Source organism: Roseitalea sp. MMSF_3546, from assembly GCF_030732865.1.
In the GTDB taxonomy this organism is placed as follows: Bacteria; Pseudomonadota; Alphaproteobacteria; order Rhizobiales; family Rhizobiaceae; genus Roseitalea.
In genome coordinates this window covers 73682-96164 of the sequence record NZ_JASHKB010000012.1, presented here as the reverse complement: position 1 = coordinate 96164, position 22483 = coordinate 73682, and the positions used below count along the sequence as shown (strand labels likewise).

Annotated in this window: 16 protein-coding genes; 9 read left to right on the top strand and 7 right to left on the bottom strand. The window is 68.1% G+C overall.

Translation table 11 applies throughout. From position 1 onward, the window contains the following. The first annotated feature begins 4 nt into the window (after positions 1-4). Positions 5-1213, top strand: a complete 1209-nt coding sequence (gene glp / locus RBB34_RS11525; RefSeq protein ID WP_306119391.1) for a gephyrin-like molybdotransferase Glp — start codon at positions 5-7, stop codon at positions 1211-1213. Between the two features lie 3 nt (positions 1214-1216). Here the strand turns inward: glp and RBB34_RS11520 are convergent, their stop codons facing one another. Both RBB34_RS11520 and gyrA read right to left on the bottom strand, forming a co-directional pair. Then, positions 1217-1846, bottom strand: coding sequence for a LysE family translocator (locus RBB34_RS11520; RefSeq protein WP_306119372.1), 630 nt, complete (start codon positions 1844-1846; stop codon positions 1217-1219). 50 nt (positions 1847-1896) lie between these two features. Further along, positions 1897-4677, bottom strand: coding sequence for a DNA gyrase subunit A (gene gyrA, locus RBB34_RS11515; protein WP_306119371.1), 2781 nt, complete (start codon positions 4675-4677; stop codon positions 1897-1899). Between the two features lie 231 nt (positions 4678-4908). Here gyrA and RBB34_RS11510 point away from each other — a divergent pair, with 231 nt between their 5' ends. Continuing rightward, complete coding sequence (locus tag RBB34_RS11510) at positions 4909-5547, top strand: MarC family protein (RefSeq protein WP_306119370.1); 639 nt, start codon at positions 4909-4911, stop codon at positions 5545-5547. 143 nt (positions 5548-5690) lie between these two features. Beyond that, a complete protein-coding gene (locus tag RBB34_RS11505; RefSeq protein WP_306119369.1) occupies positions 5691-5885 on the top strand; it encodes a hypothetical protein in 195 nt (64 codons plus the stop codon). A 39-nt stretch (positions 5886-5924) separates the two neighbouring features. On the opposite strand, the gene RBB34_RS11500 is transcribed toward RBB34_RS11505, so the two are convergent. After that, positions 5925-8489 (bottom strand): ATP-binding protein, encoded by a 2565-nt coding sequence (locus tag RBB34_RS11500; protein WP_306119368.1) that lies wholly within the window; start codon positions 8487-8489, stop codon positions 5925-5927. Between the two features lie 211 nt (positions 8490-8700). Between RBB34_RS11500 and RBB34_RS11495 the strand changes: the two genes are divergently transcribed. Further along, positions 8701-10095 carry a flagellar biosynthetic protein FliO gene (locus RBB34_RS11495; protein WP_306119367.1) on the top strand — a complete coding sequence of 465 codons (1395 nt, stop codon included), beginning with the start codon at positions 8701-8703 and terminating at the stop codon, positions 10093-10095. A gap of 323 nt (positions 10096-10418) precedes the next feature. On the opposite strand, the gene RBB34_RS11490 is transcribed toward RBB34_RS11495, so the two are convergent. After that, positions 10419-16259: a hypothetical protein gene (locus tag RBB34_RS11490; protein ID WP_306119366.1), complete on the bottom strand. Its 5841-nt coding sequence runs from the start codon at positions 16257-16259 to the stop codon at positions 10419-10421. Positions 16260-16595: 336 nt separating this feature from the next. On the opposite strand from RBB34_RS11490, the gene RBB34_RS11485 reads away from it, so the two are divergent. From RBB34_RS11485 to folK, 5 genes are all read left to right on the top strand, one after another. Beyond that, positions 16596-16967: an Hpt domain-containing protein gene (locus tag RBB34_RS11485; protein WP_306119365.1), complete on the top strand. Its 372-nt coding sequence runs from the start codon at positions 16596-16598 to the stop codon at positions 16965-16967. A gap of 122 nt (positions 16968-17089) precedes the next feature. Beyond that, the gene (locus RBB34_RS11480; RefSeq protein ID WP_306119364.1) at positions 17090-17410 is read left to right on the top strand and encodes a 2Fe-2S iron-sulfur cluster-binding protein; all 321 of its coding nucleotides are present in this window, start codon (positions 17090-17092) and stop codon (positions 17408-17410) included. A 22-nt stretch (positions 17411-17432) separates the two neighbouring features. Further along, positions 17433-18311, top strand: coding sequence for a dihydropteroate synthase (gene folP / locus RBB34_RS11475; RefSeq protein WP_306119363.1), 879 nt, complete (start codon positions 17433-17435; stop codon positions 18309-18311). Further along, positions 18304-18663: a dihydroneopterin aldolase gene (folB, locus tag RBB34_RS11470; RefSeq protein WP_306119362.1), complete on the top strand. Its 360-nt coding sequence runs from the start codon at positions 18304-18306 to the stop codon at positions 18661-18663. Before folP ends, folB begins: the two co-directional genes overlap by 8 nt. Continuing rightward, entirely contained in the window at positions 18653-19168 is a 516-nt protein-coding gene (folK, locus tag RBB34_RS11465; protein WP_306119361.1) for a 2-amino-4-hydroxy-6-hydroxymethyldihydropteridine diphosphokinase, read from the top strand. The genes folB and folK overlap by 11 nt, the downstream gene beginning before the upstream one ends. 132 nt (positions 19169-19300) lie before the next feature. Here folK and RBB34_RS11460 read toward each other — a convergent pair whose 3' ends face one another. From RBB34_RS11460 to RBB34_RS11450, 3 genes are all read right to left on the bottom strand, one after another. Then, positions 19301-19834, bottom strand: a complete 534-nt coding sequence (locus RBB34_RS11460) for a hypothetical protein (protein ID WP_306119360.1) — start codon at positions 19832-19834, stop codon at positions 19301-19303. Between the two features lie 90 nt (positions 19835-19924). After that, positions 19925-21028 (bottom strand): TIGR01620 family protein, encoded by a 1104-nt coding sequence (locus tag RBB34_RS11455; RefSeq protein WP_306119359.1) that lies wholly within the window; start codon positions 21026-21028, stop codon positions 19925-19927. Beyond that, positions 21025-22473, bottom strand: coding sequence for a YcjX family protein (locus RBB34_RS11450; protein ID WP_306119358.1), 1449 nt, complete (start codon positions 22471-22473; stop codon positions 21025-21027). Before RBB34_RS11450 ends, RBB34_RS11455 begins: the two co-directional genes overlap by 4 nt. Between the last annotated feature and the right edge of the window lie 10 nt (positions 22474-22483).

Genomic DNA, 22483 nt, shown 5'->3' with positions numbered 1-22483 from the left:
GGGCATGCTTCCGGTCGCGCAAGCCCTGGCGCGGCTGCTCGCCGATGCGGCTCCGCTCGGTGTCCAGTCCGTGCCGCTCGGCCACGCCGCCGGCCGCGTGCTCGCGAGCGACATCGTCGCCCGGCGCACCCAGCCGCCCTTTTCCGTCTCGGCCATGGACGGCTATGCGGTGCGTGCCGCCGACCTCGCCGAACCGCCGGCAAGGCTCGCCGTGATCGGCGCGGTCGCCGCCGGTGCGGTCTTTGACGGCAAACTCGAACGCGGCCAGGCCGTGCGCATCTTCACCGGCGCGCCGGTGCCCGAAGGCGCCGATACGATCCTCATTCAGGAGGATGCCGCGCCGGCCGAAGACGGCACCGTGACGGCAAGGGCCACGCCCGGACCGGGCGCATACATCCGGCCCGCCGGTCTCGATTTCGCCAAGGGCGATGTGCTGGTCGTTTCAGGCACCTTGCTCGATGCTGGCCATCTGAGCCTTGCCGCCGCCGGCAACCATGCCCGGTTGCCTGTCATCGGCCGGCCCAGGGTCGGCGTGCTGGCGACGGGCGACGAACTCGTTGCGCCCGGCACCGAGCCCGCGACCGGCCAGATCGTCGCCTCGAACGGCTATGGCGTCGCCGCCATCCTTGCCGGCGCCGGCGCCGAGCCGATCGATCTGGGCATTGCCCGCGACAACGCCGCCGCGCTCGAGGAACGGCTCGATGCCGCGCTGGCGGCCGAATGCGACGTGCTGATCACGCTCGGCGGCGCTTCGGTCGGCGATCACGATCTCGTCCGCCCGGTGTTCGGCGCGCGCGGCATGGCCCTCGATTTCTACAAGATCGCGATGCGGCCGGGCAAGCCGATGATGTTCGGCCGGCTCGGCGCCATGCGCGTGCTCGGCCTGCCGGGCAACCCGGTTTCGAGCCTGGTGTGCGCGCATCTGTTCGCCGTGCCGCTGATCGAGCGCCTCGCCGGCCGGCCCGCCAGCCAGCGGCGGACGACTGTGCGCCTTGGCGCGGCGCTGCCCGCAAACGGGCCGCGCGAGCACTATATGCGCGCAACGCTGGAACGCGGCGGCGACGGCACGTTGATCGCCACCGCCTTCGACAATCAGGATTCCTCGCTGTTGCGGCTCTACGCGCAGGCGGGCGCGCTCATCGTCCGTCCGCCCCATGCCGGCGTGCTCGAAAGCGGCGGCGAGGCCGAGGCGATCGTGCTGCGCGAGCCGTGACGGTCACTGCGCGCGCTTGGTCAGCGCCAGCCACATCCCGCCGCCGATCAGGAGTGTCCCCGATACCCGTTCGAGAATGCGCACGTTGCGGCGGTTGAGCAGGCTGCCCGTCTTGCCGGCGGCCAGCGCATAACCGCTGTCCAGCACGGTCGCGATCGCCATGAACACAAGGCCAAGCAAGACCGTCTGCAGCGCCGCGTTGCCCGTCGGCACGATGAATTGCGGGATGAACGCGCCAAAGAACACCAGTGCCTTTGGGTTTGACCAGATGACCAGGAAGCCCTGCCAGAAATAGCCGTGCAGCGAGCGCAGGCGCCGCGATTCGGCATCGGGCGCCGCCAGCGAGCCGTCCGAACGCCACATGCGGATCCCCAGCCAGATCAGATAGGCCGCGCCAACGAACTTGACCCAGACGAAGAGCTCGCCCATCAGCGCGACGACGGTTTCCAGCCCGATCGCCAGAATGGCGATCATGGTCACGAGGCCCGCCTGCGTGCCCGCGACATTGGCAAGCCCGGCACGCGTGCCCGAACGCAGCGAATTGGCGATGATCACCGTGACCGACGGACCGGGCACGATGACGATGACGATGCAGGCGAGGACATAGGCAAGAAGGGTGGCCGGGTCGACCATGACGTGCACTCCGTTGAACCCGGCCCTTGTCGGCCCGCCGGGTCGGCGCGTCAAGCGTCCGTGCCGCCGCCCTGCGCCGTATCGGCGCCTTCGCCGTCCGGCGCCTCGCCATTGCCGTTCTCGGCCTCGGGGATGCGCTCGACCGAGACCACCTTTTCGCCCTGCCGGGTTGCGAAGATCGTCACGCCCTTTGTCGCGCGGCCGGCGAAGCGGATGCCGTCGACCGGTACGCGGATCACCTGGCCGGTGTTGGAGACCAGCATGATCTGGTCGCCATGGCTGACCGGAAACGCCGCCACCAGATCGCCGATCTCGCCGCGCTTGGCGGTATCGGTCGCCCGGATGCCCTTGCCGCCGCGGCCCGAGACCCGGAAGTCGTAGGAGGACGAGCGCTTGCCATAGCCGCGTTCGGAGACGGTCAGCACGAACTGCTCGCGCGCGGCGAGCGCGGTGAAGCGCTCCTCGTCCAGCGAGACATCGAGGTCGGCCCCCTCCTCGGCGCCGGACGTGCCGGCCTCGTCGTCCGGCAGGCCGGCCGCACGGCGCTCGGCCGCCGCCCGGCGCAGATAGGCGTTGCGCTCCTCGGGCGCGGCTTCGGTATGGCTCAGGATCGTCATCGAGATCACGTGATCGCCCTCGCCCAGCGCGATGCCGCGCACCCCGGTCGAGGAGCGGCCGGCAAAGACGCGGATATCGGTGACCGGAAAGCGGATGCACTGGCCACGCGCCGTGGTCAGCAGCACGTCGTCGTCTTCCGAGCAGGTGGCCACGCCCAGGATCGAGTCGGTCGAACCGTCCTCGAACTTCATGGCGATCTTGCCGCCGCGATTGACCTGGACGAAATCGGACAGCTTGTTGCGGCGCACCGAGCCCGAAGTGGTTGCGAACATCACGTTGAGATCGGCCCAGCTGTCCTCGTCCTCGGGCAGCGGCATGATCGTGGTGATGCGCTCGTCGGCCTGAAGCGGCAGCATGTTGCGCAGGAACTTGCCGCGCGATTGCGGGGTGCCGACGGGCAGGCGCCAGACCTTTTCCTTGTAGACGATGCCGCGCGAGGAAAAGAACAGGATCGGCGTGTGCGTGGAGGCGACGAACAGGCGGGTGACGAAGTCCTCCTCCTTGGTCGCCATGCCGGCGCGGCCCTTGCCACCGCGGCGCTGCGCCCGGTAGGTGTCGAGCGGCACGCGCTTGATGTAGCCCTGGTGGGAGAAGGTGACGACCATGTCCTCGCGGGCAATGAGGTCCTCGTCCTCCATGTCCGGCCCGCCCTCAGCAAGCTCGGTGCGGCGCGGCGTGCCGAACTCCTCCTTGACCGCCGAAAGCTCCTGCTTGACGATGTCGAGGATGCGCCGGCGCGAGCCCAGGATCTCCAGATAGTCCTTGATCTGGTCGCCGATTTCATTGAGCTCGTCGGCGATCTCGTCGCGGCCGAGTGCGGTCAGCCGCTGCAGGCGCAGATCGAGGATGGCGCGGGCCTGCTCCTCGGACAGGTTGTAGGTGCCGTCCTCGTTGAGCCGGTGGCGCGGATCGTCGATCAGCGCGACCAGCGGGGCGACGTCCCTGGCCGGCCAGCGCCGCTCCATGAGCTGGGCGCGCGCGGTGGCCGGGTCCGGCGCGGCGCGGATCAGCGCGATCACCTCGTCGATATTGGCGACCGCGATGGCAAGCCCGACCAGCACATGGGCCCGTTCGCGCGCCTTTCTGAGCAGGAACTTGGTGCGCCGGCTGACCACCACCTCGCGGAAGGCGACGAAGGCGCGCAGCAGGTCGAGCAGCGTCATCTGCTCGGGCTTGCCGCCATTGAGCGCGACCATGTTGGCGCCGAACGAGGTCTGCAGCGGCGTGAAGCGATAGAGCTGGTTCAGGATCACGTCGGCATTGGCGTCGCGCTTGAGCTCGATGACCACGCGATAGCCCTGACGGTCGCTTTCGTCGCGAATATCGGAGATGCCCTCGATGCGCTTCTCGCGCACCAGGTCGGCCATCTTCTCGATCATCGCCGCCTTGTTGACCTGGTAGGGCACCTCGGTGACGACGATCGCCTCGCGGTCGCCCGGGCGCTGCTCGACATGGGTCTTGCCGCGCATGACGATGGAGCCGCGCCCGGTCTCATAGGCCGACTTGATGCCGCCGCGGCCCAGAACAATGGCACCGGTCGGAAAGTCCGGCCCAGGCACGAACTGCATCATCTCGATCAGCGAAATGGCGGGGTTGTCGATCAGCGCGATGCAGCCATCGATCACCTCGCCCAGATTGTGCGGGGGGATGTTGGTCGCCATGCCCACGGCGATGCCGCCCGAGCCGTTGACCAGCAGGTTGGGGAACCGCGCCGGCAGCACCACCGGTTCGCTGTCCGAGGAATCGTAGTTCTCCTGAAAGTCGACGGTCTGCTTGTCGATGTCCTCGAGCAGGTCGTGCGCGACCTTGTCGAGCCGCGACTCGGTGTAGCGCATCGCCGCGGGCGGATCGCCGTCGATGGAACCGAAATTGCCCTGCCCGTCGACCAGCGGCACCCGCATCGACCAGTCCTGCGCCATGCGCACCATGGCGTCGTAGATGGCCGCATCGCCATGGGGGTGGTACTTACCCATGACATCGCCGACGATGCGCGAGGACTTCACATATTTGCGGTTGTAGTGATAACCGCTCTCATGCATCGCATACAGAATGCGCCGGTGCACGGGCTTGAGCCCGTCGCGCACGTCCGGCAGCGCCCGGCTGACGATCACGCTCATCGCGTAATCGAGATAGGAGCGCTGCATCTCCTCGAGGATGGAAATCGGCTCGATGCCGTCGCCAGCACCGCCGCCGGGAGGGGTCTCGTCGTTCAAGAGGATGGCTTCCTGTTACAGAATCGCGTGTCCTCAACATAGTGTTCCAGAGCCCGAAAACCAAGCATTTGAAACCATTTGCACCGGTTTTCGTCGCTGTTTTGCGCGATTTGGCGGGCAGGCGGAGCCGGCCTGAACCCGGCCGCATCGGCGTTGCGCCGCAGCGCTCGTGCACGCCCCGATTGCCGCCCGCGCCGCCCGGTGTTAGGCCGCCATTCGGAGGGCATCGCCATGACCGCCGACATGACCGCCGACATGATCGTCAACGCGATCGTCACCCTGGTCGTGACGATCGACCCGGTGGGTCTTGCCCCGCTCTTCCTGGCGGTCACGGTCGGCATGGACCGGGGTCAGCGGCGCGAGGTCGGCACGCGCGCCATTGCGATCGCTTTTGCCATCATGGTGCTGTTCGCCGTTCTGGGCACGGCCATCCTTGCCATTTTCGGCGTCACTCTGGCCGCCTTTCGCGTCGCCGGCGGGCTGCTGCTGTTCGCCATCGCCTTCGAGATGATCTTCGAAAAGCGCCAGGAGCGGCACGAGAACACCGCCACGCGCGCGGTGACCAATGACCGGCTGCGCTCGGTCGCCGTCTTTCCGCTGGCCATTCCGCTGATCGCCGGCCCCGGCGCCATCTCCGCTGTCGTTCTGCTTTCAGGCGATTTCGCCGGCCCCCTCGCCCGGCTCGCGCTGATCGCCATCGTCGCCGGGATCCTCACCGTCACCTGGGCGGTCTTCATCCTTGCCGAGCGCGTCGATCGGCTGTTGGGTGAAACCGGCCGCTCGGTGCTCACGCGCCTGCTCGGCGTCATCCTGTCCGCGCTCGCGGTACAGTTCGTCGCCGACGGGGTCAGGACGCTCATGGCGGCATAGCCGTGGCCCATTGAAGCCGGCAGGTGCACCGAAACGGTGACGCAGTGTTCACCGGCACGAACCTTTCGCCGGCCGCCGGCAGCCCCACCTCGATGGAGAGGGCAATGCCCGTTTCGGCCCACAGGCGAACAGGGAGTACCGCCATGACCAGCCGCTACCGCCGTACCAACAAGGCGCTCGATCTGGCACGCATGATGATCAAGCAGGCCAAGCTTCTCAAGAATGCCGGCCTGATCGCGGAAGCGCGCGAACTCGCCCGACGCGCCATCGCCATCAACGGCCTGGGCCATCACGCCGCCCGGCTCGAGCCGGCGCGCATCGCTGGCCCGCGCCACTGACATCGGCGGACGCGCCCTTCGGGCTGCCCTCGGTCGCGGTCAGCCGGAGCCCTCCAGCGTCTCCTTGACTTTTGTTGCCAGTTGCTTGAGCGAGAACGGCTTCGGCAGGAAGCCGAACTGCGCGCCTTCGGGCAGGTTCTTGGCGAAGGCATCCTCGGCATAGCCGGACACGAAGATGAACTTGATGTCGGGATGGGTCTTGCGCACCTCGCGCAAAAGCGATGGGCCGTCCATCTCCGGCATCACCACGTCCGAGACGACGATGTCGACCCCGGCCTCGGCTTGCTCGAGGACCTCGAGCGCCTCCAGGCCGTCGGCCGCCTCCAGAACGGTGTAGCCGCGCGACGTCAGCGCACGCACGCCGCCCATGCGCACCGCATCCTCGTCCTCGACCAGCAGAACCGTCGCGGAACCCGAAAGGTCGCGCGTCCTGACATCCTCGGCCGCCTCCTTGCGCACCGGCGCCCGCGTCGCCTCGGCGACATGGCGCGGCAGCAGGATGGTGAACGTCGTCCCCCTGCCCACTTCCGAGGTCGCGTGGATCGACCCGCCCGTCTGCTTGACGATGCCGTAGACCATGGAAAGGCCCAGACCGGTGCCCTTGCCCACCTCCTTGGTGGTGAAGAACGGCTCGAAGATCTTCTCCAGCACGTCCGCCTCGATGCCCACGCCCGTGTCGGTCACCTCGATCGACACGTAGTCGCCCGGCTCGATGCCCGTCGCGCCGCTTTCGGCGACCGCGTCGGCCGCCAGATTGCGCGTGCGGATGGTCAACTCGCCGCCATCGGGCATGGCATCGCGCGAATTGACCGCCAGATTGACGATCACCTGCTCGAACTGGCCCAGATCGGCCTTGACCGGCCACAGATCGCGGCCATGCTCGATGGTCAGCTTGATCTCGTTGCCGATCAGCCGGCTGAGCAGCATGCGCAGATCGGCCAGAACGTCGGTGAGCGACAGCACTTCGGGCCGCAGCGTCTGCCGGCGCGAGAACGCCAGGAGCTGCCGCACCAGGGAGGCGGCCCGATTGGCGTTCTGCTTGATGTTCATGATGTCCGGAAAGGACGGATCGGACGGCCGATGCGTGGTCAGAAGCAGGTCCGAGGCCATGATGATGGCGGTCAGCACATTGTTGAAGTCGTGCGCGATGCCGCCGGCGAGCTGACCGACCGCCTGCATCTTCTGGCTCTGCGCCATCTGCGCCTCGAGCGCCTTCTGCTCGGTTGTGTCCATGGCGTGCACGATCGCCGCCTCGTCGCCGCCAGCCGCCTCCACCGGACTGGTCACCGCATTGACGAAGATGCGCACGTGTCGCTGCTCGCCCTCGCCATGGATCACCGTGTCGAAGGGGTCGATCTTGGCGCGATTGGCCTTGGCCGCGGCAAAGGCCTTTTCGAACCGGTCGCGGTCGTTTTCATGGATGATGCTGGCGAACCTGACCTGCCGGGCGATGGCGTCGTGGTCGGCGAGCGGCGCGAACAGGCCCGCAAAGGACGCATTGGTGCGCAGGATGCGCCCCTCGGCATCGAGCGCGGCGATGGCCATGGGCGTCGAATTGAAGAAGCGGTTGAAGCGAACCTCGGCGCTGCGCAGATCCTGCGCGCTTTCGGCTCCCTCGCCGCGGTGAATGACGATGGTGCGGGTCGGACCGAGCAAGCCGTCGCGCGCGGTCTGCACGCGATGGACCAGTTGCACCGGCAGCCGCTCGCCATTGACCTTGGCCAGATCGACATCGACGATGGCGCTCCGCACCGTGCCGGGGTCGGCCTTGATGCCGGTGAGCAGCGACAGGCCCTCGCCGGCAACCAGATCCTCGAGCTTGCGTTCGCCGGGCACGAAATCGGTCAGGTCGAGGCCCAGCCATTCGGCGAGCGTGGCATTGACATACTGGATGCGCCCGGCCCCGTCGGCCGCGAAGAACCCGACCGGTGCGCGGTCGAGATGGTCGATCGCCTTTTGCAGTTCGAGGAAATACTCTTCCTGCTCCTCGCGTTCGCCGGTGATGTCGGCGATGCGCCAGGCCTTCAACGGCTTGTCGGCGCGCTGCGTGGGCACCGGATGCACGCTCGCGCGATACCAGCGGGGCGCGCTCGCCTGCGGGCCGAGCCCGTTGAGCAGCCGGAACTCCTCTTCGGCCTCGGCGCCGCGCGCGGCGCTGTTGGCCAGCCGATAGAGCGCGTTCGCCGCATCGTCATGGCGCGACAGCACCGCTTCGGGCGTCTGCACGGCAACATCGCCGGTGGCTCCGATCAGCGTGCGATAGGCCTGGTTGGTGTAGACGACGGCGTCGCTCTCGTCGGTGATGCATACGCCATCGCCAAGGCTTTCGGCGAACGCGTTGACGATCTCGGCATCGCGCCATTGGCCCGAGAACTCGACAAGCCCGATCAGCGAGGCAAACAGGTAGAACACGCCCACCATGGCCAGAATGCCGAGCAGCGCCAGAAGAAAGCCCTCGTCGATACCGTCGCGGTAGAAGAACAGGAAGGCGGCGACGCCCAGCGACACGATGCCAACGATCATCAGACGCGCGGCGGTGGACGGGCCCGTGCCGGCTCTTGCGGCAATGCCTCGGCGGCCCGCCCCCTGCGCTGCCTTGGCCATCAATCGCGTCCCATCATCCCAGCCCTTCGTCCCGCAATCGTTGAATCACAATCGATGAAAGCGGAAAAGCCCCGGCCCCGAAAAATTTGTGTTGTGGGGGCTTGTTACCCGCCGGTGTGGATGGTTTGGGAGCGTGCTATGTTCACCCCGTATCGTCACCGTCAAAAGGGCCGGCCGCGCCCGTGACCGCGGCCCGGCCGGAGAAATCGCCATGAACTGGCTGACCGGACTGTTCACCGACAGCGCCACCGCACCGGCTGCCTGGGGGCTGGCCATTCTTGTGGTGATCCTGCTGGTCATCATAGGCTTCGCCCGGGTGAGACGCCTGCGCGACGGCTTGTTCATGTCCGGTGGTCGCCAGCGGCGCCACCGGCTGGCGGTGCTCGACGCCACCGCCATCGACAACCGCCGCCGGCTTGTCCTTGTGCGTCGCGACGATGTCGAACATCTGATTTTGATCGGCGGCAGCAATGACGTCATCGTCGAGGCCGGCATCGAACCGGCGGCCGCGCAACCACGCCAGTCCGGCCAGCCCGCGGCGCATCCCGCACCGGCGCCCGGCGGCGGCGAAAGGCACGCCGAAGCCCAACGCCGGCAGCCGGCACCGGCCGTGCAACGGCCGACCTCGCGGCCCGCCGGCGGACCGGGCGACAAGGCAACGCCGCCGGCCGCCGCCGCGAGCGGGACAGCACGGCAAGACGCGGCCGGCTCCGAGCAAGGCGCCGGACCCGCCGCCGGCACGCCGGCTTCGTCGGCGGGCGCGACCTTCGCCGCAGTGGGCGCCGCCGGTGCGGGTGCGGCAGCCGCCATGCCCGGACCCTCCGAACAGGCCGCCAGCCGGAAGCCGGCCGCTTCCGCGCAGGCTGAAAGGCCGGCGCCCGACGCGCTTCCGCCAGACGAGCCGCCGGCGACGTCGGCTCCTCGTCGGCCCGGTCGGGAGGTGGAGGGACAGGGGATGCCCGACGCATCGGCCGACGCGCTTGCGCCGCCATCGGCACTGTCAGAGCCCGAGCCGCGACAGCAAGGCGCGGCCCCTCCGTCCGTAGAGTCCGCCAAAGCGCCCGCCCCGTCCGCAACGAGCACCAGGCCCGAGCCGGAGCGGCCCGAACCGGCGTCGCAGACGCCTGCATTCGACATCGCCGCCATGCAGTCCGACATTGCGGGGCGGCACGAGGAGGATCTCATCGCCCCGCCCGAGCGGACGTTCGCGGCGCCCGAACCGGCCGACGCCAACGAGGATGCGCCACGCCAGGACCCGCGCCGGCCGGAGGCCGGACCACAGGCGCCGGCGCCGCTCACGACCAGCGAACCCGCGCCCCCCGCCGGCCAGGACGACGGTCGCCCCGCGCCCTTTGAACCGGTCTCCTCCCTGCCGTCGCAACGCCAAGACACGCAGGCCGGACCTGCAGGCCCGGCAGAGCCGCCCGAACAGCACAGCCAGGCCGAACCGCAAGAGCAAGCGCCTGCCCCGACCGAAGACCGGTCCGAGGCGGCGCCGGAGATCCGGCCGCCGGAAGAGCCGGCCAAGGATCGCCCTGACGATCTGGAAAGCGAGATGGAACGCCTGCTCGATCAGCTTGTGACGGCCACGCGCAGCAAGAACTGACGGCGCCGCCCGCGAAGTCGGTTGCATTCGTGCTCCGGCCTTGAGCGAAGCCCGGCCGTGAAAGGCCGCGGGCAGACCGTTCAATGCCGTGCGAACGGGATGTGAAGCCGGTTTCCGGGCCTGCCGCCAAGCGTGCGAAGGTCTTCAAGTCCGGCACCCGCGCGGGACGGATTTGCCCTTAAAGGCCCGGCTCGCCCTGCGCTCGAGATCCGATCGTGAACCTCGAAGGTTCACGCAGATCAACGCGTCATCTGCGGTCCCGCGATCCCGGCATTTGCAGACCTGGATGATACCCGTGGGATGCAAATGCCGGAATCGGACCGCTAGCCCAGATTGCCGCTTATATGGGCCAGCATGGTGTAGACCTTGCCCGTATCCGAAGTCAGGTAGGTCTGCACCGTCGTGCCGTCGCGGTCGGTGCGCTCGACATCCTTCAGCAGGCGCTCGAAGTCTTGCACATAGCGGTCGACCGAGGCCTTGAAGCCGGCATCGTTGCCATAGCGGGCCTTGATCTCGTCGAACGTCCTCTGGCCGTTGAGCGTGTAGAGCCGCCGGGTGAACACGCCACGCTCGCCATTGCGATGGCGCTGCCATGCATGGGCGGCGGTGTCGTGATCGATCGCCCGCGTGATGTCCTGGGACAGCGAGTTCAACGAGCCGGCCTCGTTCGCCGCCGCCGGTTGCACATCCTCCTGGCTGGAGGCGCGGCGCAACAGGTCGCGAACCCAGCCGCCCGAGTCCTGACCATTGCCCGACGCCGGCGCGCTGCGCGTCGTCGTCACCGGGGCGGACGCCGCCCGTGAAACCTGCGCCAAGCCGGTCGCCGGCCCATGCGTGCCGGTCATCGACCCGCGCAGTTCGACGGTCTCGTTGCGCTGTGCTGTGGCGGCCGGTGCGGCGGCAGCGGCAGCGATCTGTCCGGACGGTGCGGCATTGCCGCCATCATCCGCCCGGACCTGCGACTTTTTTCCCGCCGATCGGTCCCCCCTGTCAAAGGCGCGGCCCGATTCGTCGACGATGCGCGACAACTCCTTGAGCGCGTTGATCTGCTCGGTCACCGCCTTGCGCATGGCGTTGGCGCTTTCGCGGGTTTCCTCGGGCAGTTCGAGCACGCCGCGCTTGACCTCCTTGCGGGTGGCCTCCAGGTCGCTGCGTATGTCGGTGGAGGCGCGCCGCATGTCCTCGGTCGCCTTGACGAATTGCTGGACGGCCGTCTCGGTCGTCTTGCGCAGTTCGCCGGACAGGCGTTCGGTGGAATCCTTGGCTGTCTTGCCGATCGAGCCCACCGACTTGGTGATGACGCCTTCCAGCGAGCCGAGCAGTTTCTGGATCTCCTCGGACTTGTTCAAAAGCCCCGAAGCGAGCCGCTCGAGCGCCTTGCCGCGATCCTCCAGCTGCCCGTTCAGATTGGACTGGGCCTTGCCGAGCAGGTCGGAGGCCGATTCGAGCACCTTGGAATGCTCGTTGAACCGCTCGGCAATGGCGCCCACATCGGTCAGCGTGCGCGAGGAGACGACATCGAGCTTGTCGGCATTGGTGCCCAGAAGCGAGACCGACGCGCCCAGATTCTCGGCGATCTTGCCGATCCGGGTGTCGAGATTGCGCGTCTGTTCACCGAGCCTGCCCTCCAGCGAGCCCAGATTGGTCGATGCGGTCTCGATCAGCGAGCCCAGTTCGCCATTGGACGCCTGAAGGCGCTGCAGCAGATCGTCGACCTTGCTGCTCAGATTGCCCTGCATCGTCTCGACGGCGGTAATCGTGTCCACCGTCTGGTTGGCGAGCGCGGTGACCAGGGCCTCGTTTTCGCTCTTGAGCCGCTCGGCGGCGGCCTGTGTGGCCTGGCCGAGCTGGGCGGCGACCTTTTCGCCATCGGCGCCCAACTGCTCGATCAGCGGCGCCGCCGTCGTCTCCAGCGTCTTCTGGATCGCTTCGGCGTGGGTCGCGATCTCCCGGTCATAGCGCGCGACATCCTCGCTCAGGGCCGCCTGGTGGCGTGCCAGGATCTCGCCCAGCCGTGCGGCGATCGACTCGCCCTGCTCGGCGCCAAGTTCGGCGACGCGGTCTGTCTCCTCCCTGATCGCCTTGCGCGTTTCGGCCACGCGCTCGCGCAGGATACCGGCCAGATCGCCGGCACTGCTTTCGAGCACGCGGCGCACGTGATCGACGCCCACCGACAACGCGTTCTGCATCGTGCTCGTGCGCTCGTCGATGACGCCGGCCTGCTCGCCGATCGCCTGTTCGAGCGCGCCGGCCGAGGCCCGAAGCCGCTCGATCGTCTCGTTGGTGCGCGCATCGACGGCCTCGGCGATCTCGCGGCTGATGCCGTCGAGCTGCCGGGCCAGTTCGTCGGTCTTGGCGTTCAGTTCGCTGGCCGGTGCGTCAAGCGCGGCGGTGAGCTGCTCGGACGTGGCGATGACCGCGCCATGAATGGCCGCGGTGCGCTGCTCGAGCCGGCGCAGGAAGGTGTTGGCGTTGTCGTTGACCGCGCTGACCGTCCTTTCGGTCTGGTCGGTCAGTGCCGCCAGCACGTTCTCGTTTTCCGTGCGCAGCCGGTCGGCGGCCGACTGGGCGACGTTGGACAGCATCGAAGCGATCTCGGCGCCCTCGGTGCCCAGCCGCTCGGTCGCGGCCTGCGCCACCTCGTTGAGCATGGTCGCGATCTGCGCGCTGTCGGTCCCCAGCCGGTCGGTGGCCGACTGCGAGACCTCGTTGAGCAGGTCGGTGATCTGCCGGCCGTCATTGGTCAGCTGTTCGGACGCGGCCTGGGCGATCTCGGCCAGCTTCTGGGCCATCTGGGCGCTTTCCGTGCCCAGCCGCTCGGTCGTCCGCTGGCTGACCTCGCCGAACATCTCGGTGACCTGCAGGCTCTCGGTCGAGAGCTTTTCGGTGGCCGACTGGGCCAGTTCCGTCAGCCGTTCTGCGATCAGCGCGCTGTCGGTGGTCAACTGGCCGGTCAGGCGCTGGGTGACCTCGCTGAACAGTTCGGTCACCTGGGCGCTGTCATTGGTCAGGCGCTCGGAAGCGGTTTGCGTCAGCTCGCTCAGACGGTCGGCGACCTGCGAGGTCTCGCCGGTGAGCTGGGCCGTCGCGCGGCTGGTCACCTCGTTGAAACGCCCGGTGATCTCGTCGCTTTCGGTGGTCAGCTTCTCGACCGCCGAGCGTGTGATCTCCGTCAGGCGGTCGGCGATATGGGCGCTGTCGGCGCCGAACCGCTCGGCCGTCTTGTTGGCGACCTCGCCGAACATGTCGGTGATCTGCGCACTGTCGGCGCTCAGCCGCTCGGTGGCCGTCTGCGCCACTTCCGCCATGCGGGTGGTGATATGCGCGCTGTCGCTGCCCAGCCGCTCGGTCGCGCGCTGGGTCACCTCGGCGAACAGATCGGTGATCTGCGCGCTCTGGGTCGACAGCGTCTCGGTGGCGGTCTGGGTCACGTCGTTGAGCCGCTCGACCACCTGGGCGCTGTCGCCCGCCAGCCGGTCTATGGCACTTTGTGCGACCTCGTTGAACAGGTCGGAGACCTGGACGCTGTCGGCTCCGAGGCGCTCGCTGGCCGCGCGCGCGACCTCCGACAAGCGGGCGGTGATCTGCTCGCTGTCCTCGCTGAGCCGGTCGGCGGCGGCCTGTGACACCTCGGCCAGACGCGAGGTGATGCGCTCGCCATCGGCACCCAGGCGCTCGATCATCGGCCCGGCCGTCTCCTCCAGCGTCTGACGGATCGAGGCGGCATGTTCGTTGATCTGCCGGTCATAGGCGGCGATGTCGTCGCTCAGTCTGCGCTGATGATCGGCAAGGATCTCGCCCAGCGATTGCGAGAGCTGCGCGTTCTGATCGGCGCCGAGCGCCGCGACGCGCTCGGTCTCCTCCTTGATCATGCGATGGGTTTCCAGCGCCCGTTCGCGCAGCGAATTGGCGAGCTGGCCCGCGCTGTCCTCGAGCACGCGACGCACATTGTCGATGCCCATGGTCAGCGCTTCCTGCATGGTCACGGTACGCTCGTCGATGACGTTGGCGTGATCGGAGAAGACCCGCTCCATCGTCGAGGTGGAATCGCGCATGGTCTCGATCGCCGCATTGGTGCGCACCTTGACCGTTTCGGTGATCTCGCCCGAAACCTCGCTCAGGCGCTGGGCGAGGATCTCGCCCTTGGCCTCCAGGTCGTTGGCCGGCGCGTTGAGCGCCCCGGTCAACCGGTCGGTGGTGGCTGTCACCGCGCCGTAAAGCGCAACCGTCTTCTCGTCGAGCCGGCGCAGGAAGTCGTCGACGTTCTCGTTGACCTTCTCGGCAGTCGTGTTGCCGGCGGTCATGACCTTGGAGGCCATGTCCTCGGTGCGCCGTTCGAGCGAGGTGGTCTGCTCCTCGATCGCGCCGGTCAGCTTCTGGACGTTGTAGAAAGCGGCGTTGTAGACTGCCTCGGTCTTTTCGTCGACGCGCGCGGCGAACTGGTCGGCGTCAAGGCTCAACCGCTCGATGCTGCGCTCTGTGGCCGCCTTGAACCGGTCGGCCAGGCCTTCGGTGCGCACATCGATCTCTTGGCCGAGCTGGTCGGCGACGCCGTCAAGCGACTTGGCGAAGCTCGCCGCCCGCTCGTCCAGCGTCTTGGCGAGCGCGGTCTGGATCTCGCCGGTCTGGCGGGCAACGCCGGTACGCGCCTCTTCGGCCGATTCGATGATCGCGCTGACACCGCCCGACAGCGTCTGGGCGATGGCGCGCGTGCGCTCGACCAGGGTCTCGTTGAGCTGGCGCGAGCGCGTATCGAGCGCCGCATTGAGCCGCTCGGTGCCGGTGTTGACCGCCGAGATCCGTGTCTCGAACTCCTCGAGCAGGTGCCCGCCGCGCTTGTCCAGCGTGGTCTCGAGGCCCGCCATGCGCGCATCGAACTCGTTGGTGAGCGTGCGCGAGGCCTCGCTGACATGCAGCACGAACTCGGTCGCGCGCGCTTCGAGCGCCTCGGACAGGCGCTGCGAAGCGGTCTCGGTCTCGTGGTTGAGATTGGCGATACGGGTGTCGAGCATGCTCGCGAACGTCTCGCCCGAGGACGTAATCTGCTTGGAGACGTTCTCGAGCCGCTCGGCAATCGCGGTGTTGATGGCAACGCCGCTGTCGTTGATCGACCCGATCAGGCTCTCGCCGGACCGGTTCAGTGTCGCGGTGAGCTGGGTGGAGGCGTTCAGCACGTTCTCGCGGATCACGTCGGCGGCACCGGCCAGTTCCTCCCGCAACTGGTCGTGCGTGCCCGCGATCGACCCGCGCAGCCGTTCGGCATGGGCGATCATGCCCTCGCGCTCATTGCCGAGATCGGTCAGCAGCGCGCGCATCTTCACCTCGTTGTCGGTGTAGACGCGCTCGAGTTCGGACACCTCGTTCTGCATGAGCACTTCGAGTTCGGAGGCGCGCGCGATGGTGCGTTCGATCCCCTCGCTCATCGCCGCGACCTCGCGGCGAACGGCCTGACCGACCATGGCGACGCGCCCCTGGGCGATGTTCTCGGGCGCGGCCAGCCGATAGGCGATCTCGCTCATCGACTTGGCGGTGGCGCGCATCTCGTTGGCGCGGCGCACCATCACCGCAAAGGCGAAGAACACGAGAATCGGGAAGACGATGCCGATCACAAGGCTCATCACGCCCGGCATCGCCCGCAGATCGCGCAGCGAGGACATCTGCCAGATCTCGGGCGCATAGAGCATCTGCATGAGGGCCAGGCCGATCAGCGCCCACACCGCGCTGACGCCGGCCGCCCAGTACAGCGGCAGGTTCGACGAGCCCGACTTTATGCCGGACAGGATGCGGGCATATTCGCGGTCCGAATTGTCGTCATTGGCCGGGCGGAAGCCGGCAAAGCCGGTGGTTTCCTCGTCCTCACCGGCCGAAACCGGCGGTGGCGGCGCCTCTGCCTTGAAGCTCGGCGCCGGTGCGGGCTCGGGCGCGCGCGCCGGCTTGCGGGCCCTTGCAGCGCTGGCGCCGCGGGTCGCGGCCGGCTTGTCGCCGTCGGAGAGCTTGCTGGCGGCCTCGGAGATCTGCGCTTCGAAATCGTCAAGCGACAATTCGGAATCGAGATCGAGGTCGAGCGCGCCATCGCTGGCCGACGCCAGTTCGGCGTCCAGCGCATCGTGCAACGCCTGTTCGGTGTCGCGATCGCGGCTCGCTGCTTTCTTCTTGACAGCCATCAAAACCTCACCTGCTACTCGACCCGGGACGATGCCCGGTCATGACGCCTGCGCCACATGGATCATGCCTGTCCGACGCCCCGGAACGCAGGGCGCACTTATGGCGCTATCTGTTTGAATTGCATCGTAAAGGGACAGGTGCCAGAATGGAACAGCATATTGGCCGCGCCCTCGAAACTTTAAACATAGAGTTAACGCAAGGTGTGATGGCGGCATTTTTTGTTCGTTTTTAGGCCACTGCTAACCATCGCCCGGTGCGGCCGGCATTAACCGTTTGGCCATGATTTCGCGTCACGCTGGATCATCCCATCGTCGGGCCAATCTGGGTGACGCGCAATGCCCGCAAGCGAACGACCGGCCTTTTATCCACCTCAAAGCGAACCCGAGCCCTTACGCGGCGGCCGCCCGGTCGATCTTGCCCAGCTTGCCCGCCAGACAGGAGGTGATCGGGGCCTCGAAGAGGAGGTTTTGCGGCTGTTCCTGCGCCAGTCCGCCGCGATCGCCCGAACGGTGCGCGGCCAGGCCGATGCCGAATCGCGGCGCCGGAACGCGCATACGCTCAAGGGCGCCGCACGGGCCGTCGGTGCCCGCAAGGTCGCCGAGCGGGCGAGCGCGCTCGAACACGCCCCGCACGAGACGAGGGCCCTGCGCGCGCTGCTGCGCGAGATCGACAGGACCTGCGACTACATCAATTCGCTCCTGCGCTGAGCGGTGCGCCGGCTGCGGCACGATGGCCAAGCGGCCCATCCTTCTTGACAATCGGAGGCGAGCGGCTAAGTCGCGGGGCTGTTTGATTGTGCGCTGCGGCGCACCTCCTGCCGGAGACCGGAATGCCCAAGCTGACGCTCGTCGCCTTTGACGGAACACGGTTCGAACTGGATGCCGAGACGGGTTCAACGGTGATGGAGAACGCCATCCGCAACGCGGTGCCCGGCATCGAGGCCGAGTGCGGCGGTGCCTGTGCCTGCGCCACCTGCCATGTCTATGTCGACGACGCCTGGACCGAAAAGGTCGGCCAGCCCGACATCATGGAGGAGGACATGCTCGACTTCGCCTACGAGCCCAAGCCGACCTCGCGCCTGTCCTGCCAGATCAAGATGAGCGACGAACTCGACGGACTCGTCGTCCACGTTCCCGAGCAGCAGGCTTGAGCGGCGGACGCGCGCAGGGCGCATGGCGAGCCCGGTGAGCGCGATCTTCGCACCGCGCCTGTGGCGGATCGGCGGCGGACGCACCCTGCCCCTAGGCCCGCGCGGTCACCTGATGGGCATCGTCAACCTGACGCCTGACAGCTTTTCCGACGGCGGCCGGTTCGCCGACCATTCCGGCGCGATCGCCGCCGCGCGCGCCATGCCCGCCCAGGGCGCGAGCCTGGTCGATCTGGGCGCCGAGAGCACCAGGCCCGGCGCCGCTCCGATCGACGGCGAGACCGAACGCGCCCGGCTCATGCCGGTGCTGCGGGGCGTGCTCGCCGCACTGCCCGACACGCCCGTTTCGGTCGACACCTATCGCGCCGACACGGCACGGGCGGCGCTGATGGCCGGCGCCCATATCGTCAACGATGTCTGGGGCTTGCAGAAGGATCCTGAGCTGGCGCGCATGGTCGCCGACCATGGCGCCGGCATCGTGCTCATGCACACCGGACGCGAGCGCCACCCCCTGCCCGACCCGATCGACGATCAGCGCGCCTTCCTGTCGCGCTCGGTCGAGACCGCCCTGGCGGCCGGGATCGCCGAGGACCGGATCGTGCTCGACCCCGGCTTCGGCTTTGCCAAGGACGCCGCGCACAATCTGGCGCTGATGGCGCGTTTTGAAGAACTGCACGCGCTCGGCTTTGCGCTGATGGCGGGCACCAGCCGCAAGCGCTTCATCGGCCATGTCACCGGCCGCGAGGCGCCCGCGCGCGATATCGGAACCGCGGCGACGACAGCGCTGTTGCGCTACAAGGGCGCGGCGCTGCTGCGCGTGCACGATGTTGCGGCGAACATGGATGCGCTGTCGATGACCGATGCGATGCTCGCCGCAGACGGGACGTTCGGCCCCGATGTATGAGATCCGGATGATCAATTGCGCGTTCTTTGCGCGTCACGGCGTGTTCGACCAGGAGGAGTTCCTGGGCCAGCGCTTTTATGTCGACGCGGTGATGCATGTCGAACCGAGCGGGGCGCTGGAGGACGATCGGATCGCCGATACCGTCGATTACGGCATTGCCTATGCCGAGATCGAACGCATCATCACCGGCAGGCGGCGCTTTCTGATCGAGGCATTGGCGCTCGACATCGCCAAGGCGCTGTGCGCCCGTTTCGCGCAGGTCCGCCGCGCGGAGATCACCCTGCGCAAGCCCCACGCGCCGGTGCAGGGCGTGCTCGACCATATCGAGGTGCGCGTTGCCCATGATGCGTGAGCCCGTGCGGGTGCTCGTCGGTCTTGGCGGCAATGTCGGCGACGTTCCGGCGACAATGCAGGCCGCGCTCGACGCACTCGACGACCGCGCCGATTGCACGGTCGCGGCCGTCTCGCCGGTCTATTCGACCCCGCCCTGGGGCATCACCGACCAGGCGCGCTTCCTGAACGCCTGCGCGGCGCTCGAAACCCGGCTGACGCCGCACGCCCTCATGGATGTCGTCCTGCAGATCGAGCGCGGCGCCGGCCGGGAGCGAACCGAACGCTGGGGGCCGCGCACGCTCGATATCGACATTCTGGTCTATGGCGCGCTGACGGTGACGACCGACCGGCTCACCATTCCCCATCCGCGCATGTTCGATCGCGGCTTCGTGCTGGTGCCGCTGGCCGACATCGCCGGCGACCGCGTGATCGCCGGCCACCGCATCGGCGATGCGGCCGACCGCATCGATCGCACCGGAATCGTCAGGACGCAGCATCGGCTGGAAGTGCCGCGGGCAAGCTGACCGCGCCGGCCATGACGCGACATCGCCGCGGAGACCGGAACGCGACCGCCCTGGAAGGTGCGCGCACCGGCCACCGGGCATCCGGAGCGACCGCCCTGTCCGGCGCCCGCCCGGTCCGCCCGGTCCGCTCGGTCAGTCGATGGAGCCGACGCGCACGCCGTCGAGCCGATCGAGGCTCATGCCGATCACCGGCACCAGTTCGTCGCCCACATGCACCGACACGGTGATGTTGAGCGTGTCCTGGTCGGCGAGACGGGCGAGCATGGCGCCCTTGAGGTCGTTGCGGTTGAGCGTCAGCGCCACACGGTCGGTGCTGACATTGCCGGCGGTGACATCGAGCCCCTCGCCGTCCGCCCCGTCAAGAAAGGTGCCGCGATAGCTGCGGCCCTGGCGCCTGACGCTGGCCGACATTTTCTGCGTGAACACGCCGACCCGGCAGCCGCCATCGAGCGACATGCCGATATCGGCGGCCGGCGTTGCGCCGTCGAACTCGCAGATGAACTTGGTGCCCTTGTATTTGCCGGCGACGATCTCGCCCGGACCGCGCCACTTGCCCTCGATCTTCTGGAAGAACTTGGCATCGCGCGTGGTATCCGCTTGGGCCGAAGGGATGGCGCTCAAAGCTGCGCCGAGAACGAGAAACGACAATGCCAGGCGTTGCAACATGAAACACACTTTCCAGGAGATCCGGTCGGCCGGGATCATCGCCGCGAATGGTTAATGCATCCTTTTGCAACCTTACCGGCTCGCCGGGAATCAATCAACCTTGGTGGTTCCGTCGCGCGTGCCGGCAACGGCGGTCAGCGCGCCGACGAAATCGCCGATCCGCGGCCTGTTGAGCGCGTGGAACGGCGCCGGCCGGCACACATCGATCGCCGCCAGCCCGATCCGCGCCGTCATCAGCCCGTTGACGACACCCTCGCCCAGCCGTGCCGATAGCCGGGCGGCGAGGCCGTGGCCGAGCATTTGCTGGACCAGCCCGTCGCCGATGGCAATCGTGCCGGTGACGGCCAGATGCGTGATCACGCGGCGCACCAGCGCGATGGTGCCGAAGGTGCCTGTGCGCCCGCCATAGTGCTGGGCGATGATGCGGATCAGGCGCACGTTCTCATAGAGCACGTAGCCGATGTCGACGAGCGCGCGCGGCGACACGGCCGTGACGATGGACACCCGTTTGGCCGCATTCATCACCTGCCCGCGCGCCTCGGCGTCCAGCCCCTTGAGCAGTTCGGTCTCGACCAGCGCCAGGCGGTCGTCCGCATCGATGATGTCCTCGTCCAGTTCGGCGAGCCGCGCCCGCCCGCTGGCGGTCTTCGGATGATGGGCGAAATGGCCCTCCAGGCGCCGCGTCGCCTCGGCAAGGTCGCGCCGGTTGCCGGCGGCGAGCGCGGTGGCGATGTCCTGGCGCAGCCCGGCGATTGAGCGCAGCTTGACGATGGCGGAAACCTCGCGCGCGACGAAGGCGATGAGTGCCAAAACCAGAACGCCGATGGCGACCAGCGCCGCCTGGCCAAGCACCGGATTGCGCCCGAACAATTCGCGCACCAGCGCCTCGAACCACAGCCCCAGCGCCAGCGCGACGATGAAGCCGAAGGCCGATGCGGCGATCGGCACGAGCTTCGGCCCGCGCCGGCGCGGAGCCTCGGGCACGGGCGGCGGCGTGGTGCCCTCCTCGGGATGTTCGGAGGCGAAATAGTCCTCCTCGGCCAGTTCGATCCGGTCCGGCTCGCTGATCGCGCGCGGTCTGCGCGGCGCGGTGCGTTCGGTCTTCGGCGTCGCTTCGGGCGCTTCGGGCGCTTCGGGCGCCTCGGGCTTCACCGAAAAGGCGCGTGGCGGCCGGCCCTGTCGCTCCTCGCTCATTGCAGCCGGTCTCCGAGCAGGAACTGAAGCGCCTTGTCCAGGCGAATATGGGGCAGCGACAGCGTCACCCCCTCGGCGGTGGTCTCCAGTCTGGGCGGGCGCATGCGCACGAAGCGCTGGCCCGGCTCGGCCCGCTGCGCATAGAGCTGTTCGGGGTCCTCGGGCAGATCGCCGGGGAAGATCGCCGTCTCGCGCTCGCCGTCGAATGTGTCCTCGCCGATGGTCTCGCCGGCGATCGGCGTGCCGACCACCACCGGCAGCGTCTCGCCGTCCTCGGTGACGGTGGCTTCGCGGGTCGCGCGCACCGCGGCCATCGCCACGGTCTTGACCGAGGCGCCCGACAGCCCGGCGCGCTTCGTTGCCCGCTCGGTCAGCCGCTCGACGATGCGCTCGAGCCGGTCATGGCTTTCGTGATGCAGATGGTCGGCCTTGGTCGCCGCGACCAGGATGCGATCGATGCGCCGCCGCCACAGCGAGGTCAGCAGGTTGCCCGCGCCGGGCCGGAAGCATTCCAGGATCTCGGTCAGCGCCCGCTCCAGATCGGCCACCGATTCGCTGCCCGCATTGATCGCCGCCATGGCGTCGATCAGCACGATCTGCCGGTCCAGCCGGGTGATGTGCCTGCGGAAGAACGGCTTGACGACCAGCGTCTTGTAGGCCTCGTAGCGGCGCGCCATCATGGCCTGCATGGAGCCCGGTCTTGCGCGCGATGCGACATGCTTGAGCGGCGCGAAGGTGAGCGCCGGCGAGCCTTCCATGTCGCCGGGCATCAGGAACCGTCCCGGTGGCAGGGTCGACATGGCGAGCCCTTCGGCCCGGCAGGCGGCGAGGTAGTCGCGGAAGGCGTCGGACAATTGCTGCACCCGCAGCTCGTCGGCCTCCTCATGCGGGTCGAACGCATCGGCGATGGCGAGCCACTCGCCCGCCACGTCCGCGCGCCGGCCCTGCCCGGCCCGTTCCAGCGCCTCGGCGCTGAAGGTGGTGAAATCCTTGCCCAACAGCGGCAGGTCGAGCAGCCATTCGCCCGGATAGTCGACGATGTCGACATGCAGATTGCCGCGCGAGAACATCCGTCCCCAGCCCGACGCGCTCTCGTAGTCGAGCGTCAGCCGCAGCTGGCTGATCGAGCGCGTCGATTCCGGCCACACGCGATCGTCGACCAGCGCCTTGATGTGGTCCTCATAGGCAAAGCGCGGCACGCCGTGATCGGGCTGCGGCTCGAGAAAGGCGCGCGCCAGCCGCCCCGAGCGCACGACGTCGAACATCGGCAGCCGCCCGCCATGGATGAGGTTGTGCACGAGCGCGGTGATGAAGATCGTCTTGCCCGCGCGCGACAGGCCGGTCACGCCGAGCCGGACATTGGGGTTGACCAGCGCGTTCGCCCGGCCGGCCGCCGTATCAAGGGCGATCAGGGCTTCATCGCCCAGCGATGTCAGGCCAGCCAATGGGTCTCGT

Excerpts from the sequence above, each read along its gene's own strand:
- glp (WP_306119391.1), top strand. The coding sequence starts at position 5 with ATGCTTCCGGTCGCGCAAGCCCTGGCGCGGCTGCTCGCCGATGCGGCT.
- RBB34_RS11520 (WP_306119372.1), bottom strand. The coding sequence starts at position 1,846 with ATGGTCGACCCGGCCACCCTTCTTGCCTATGTCCTCGCCTGCATCGTC.
- RBB34_RS11510 (WP_306119370.1), top strand. The coding sequence starts at position 4,909 with ATGACCGCCGACATGACCGCCGACATGATCGTCAACGCGATCGTCACC.
- RBB34_RS11505 (WP_306119369.1), top strand. The coding sequence starts at position 5,691 with ATGACCAGCCGCTACCGCCGTACCAACAAGGCGCTCGATCTGGCACGC.
- RBB34_RS11500 (WP_306119368.1), bottom strand. The coding sequence starts at position 8,489 with ATGGCCAAGGCAGCGCAGGGGGCGGGCCGCCGAGGCATTGCCGCAAGA.
- RBB34_RS11495 (WP_306119367.1), top strand. The coding sequence starts at position 8,701 with ATGAACTGGCTGACCGGACTGTTCACCGACAGCGCCACCGCACCGGCT.
- RBB34_RS11490 (WP_306119366.1), bottom strand. The coding sequence starts at position 16,259 with ATGGCTGTCAAGAAGAAAGCAGCGAGCCGCGATCGCGACACCGAACAG.
- RBB34_RS11485 (WP_306119365.1), top strand. The coding sequence starts at position 16,596 with ATGCCCGCAAGCGAACGACCGGCCTTTTATCCACCTCAAAGCGAACCC.
- RBB34_RS11480 (WP_306119364.1), top strand. The coding sequence starts at position 17,090 with ATGCCCAAGCTGACGCTCGTCGCCTTTGACGGAACACGGTTCGAACTG.
- folP (WP_306119363.1), top strand. The coding sequence starts at position 17,433 with ATGGCGAGCCCGGTGAGCGCGATCTTCGCACCGCGCCTGTGGCGGATC.
- folB (WP_306119362.1), top strand. The coding sequence starts at position 18,304 with ATGTATGAGATCCGGATGATCAATTGCGCGTTCTTTGCGCGTCACGGC.
- folK (WP_306119361.1), top strand. The coding sequence starts at position 18,653 with ATGATGCGTGAGCCCGTGCGGGTGCTCGTCGGTCTTGGCGGCAATGTC.
- RBB34_RS11460 (WP_306119360.1), bottom strand. The coding sequence starts at position 19,834 with ATGTTGCAACGCCTGGCATTGTCGTTTCTCGTTCTCGGCGCAGCTTTG.
- RBB34_RS11455 (WP_306119359.1), bottom strand. The coding sequence starts at position 21,028 with ATGAGCGAGGAGCGACAGGGCCGGCCGCCACGCGCCTTTTCGGTGAAG.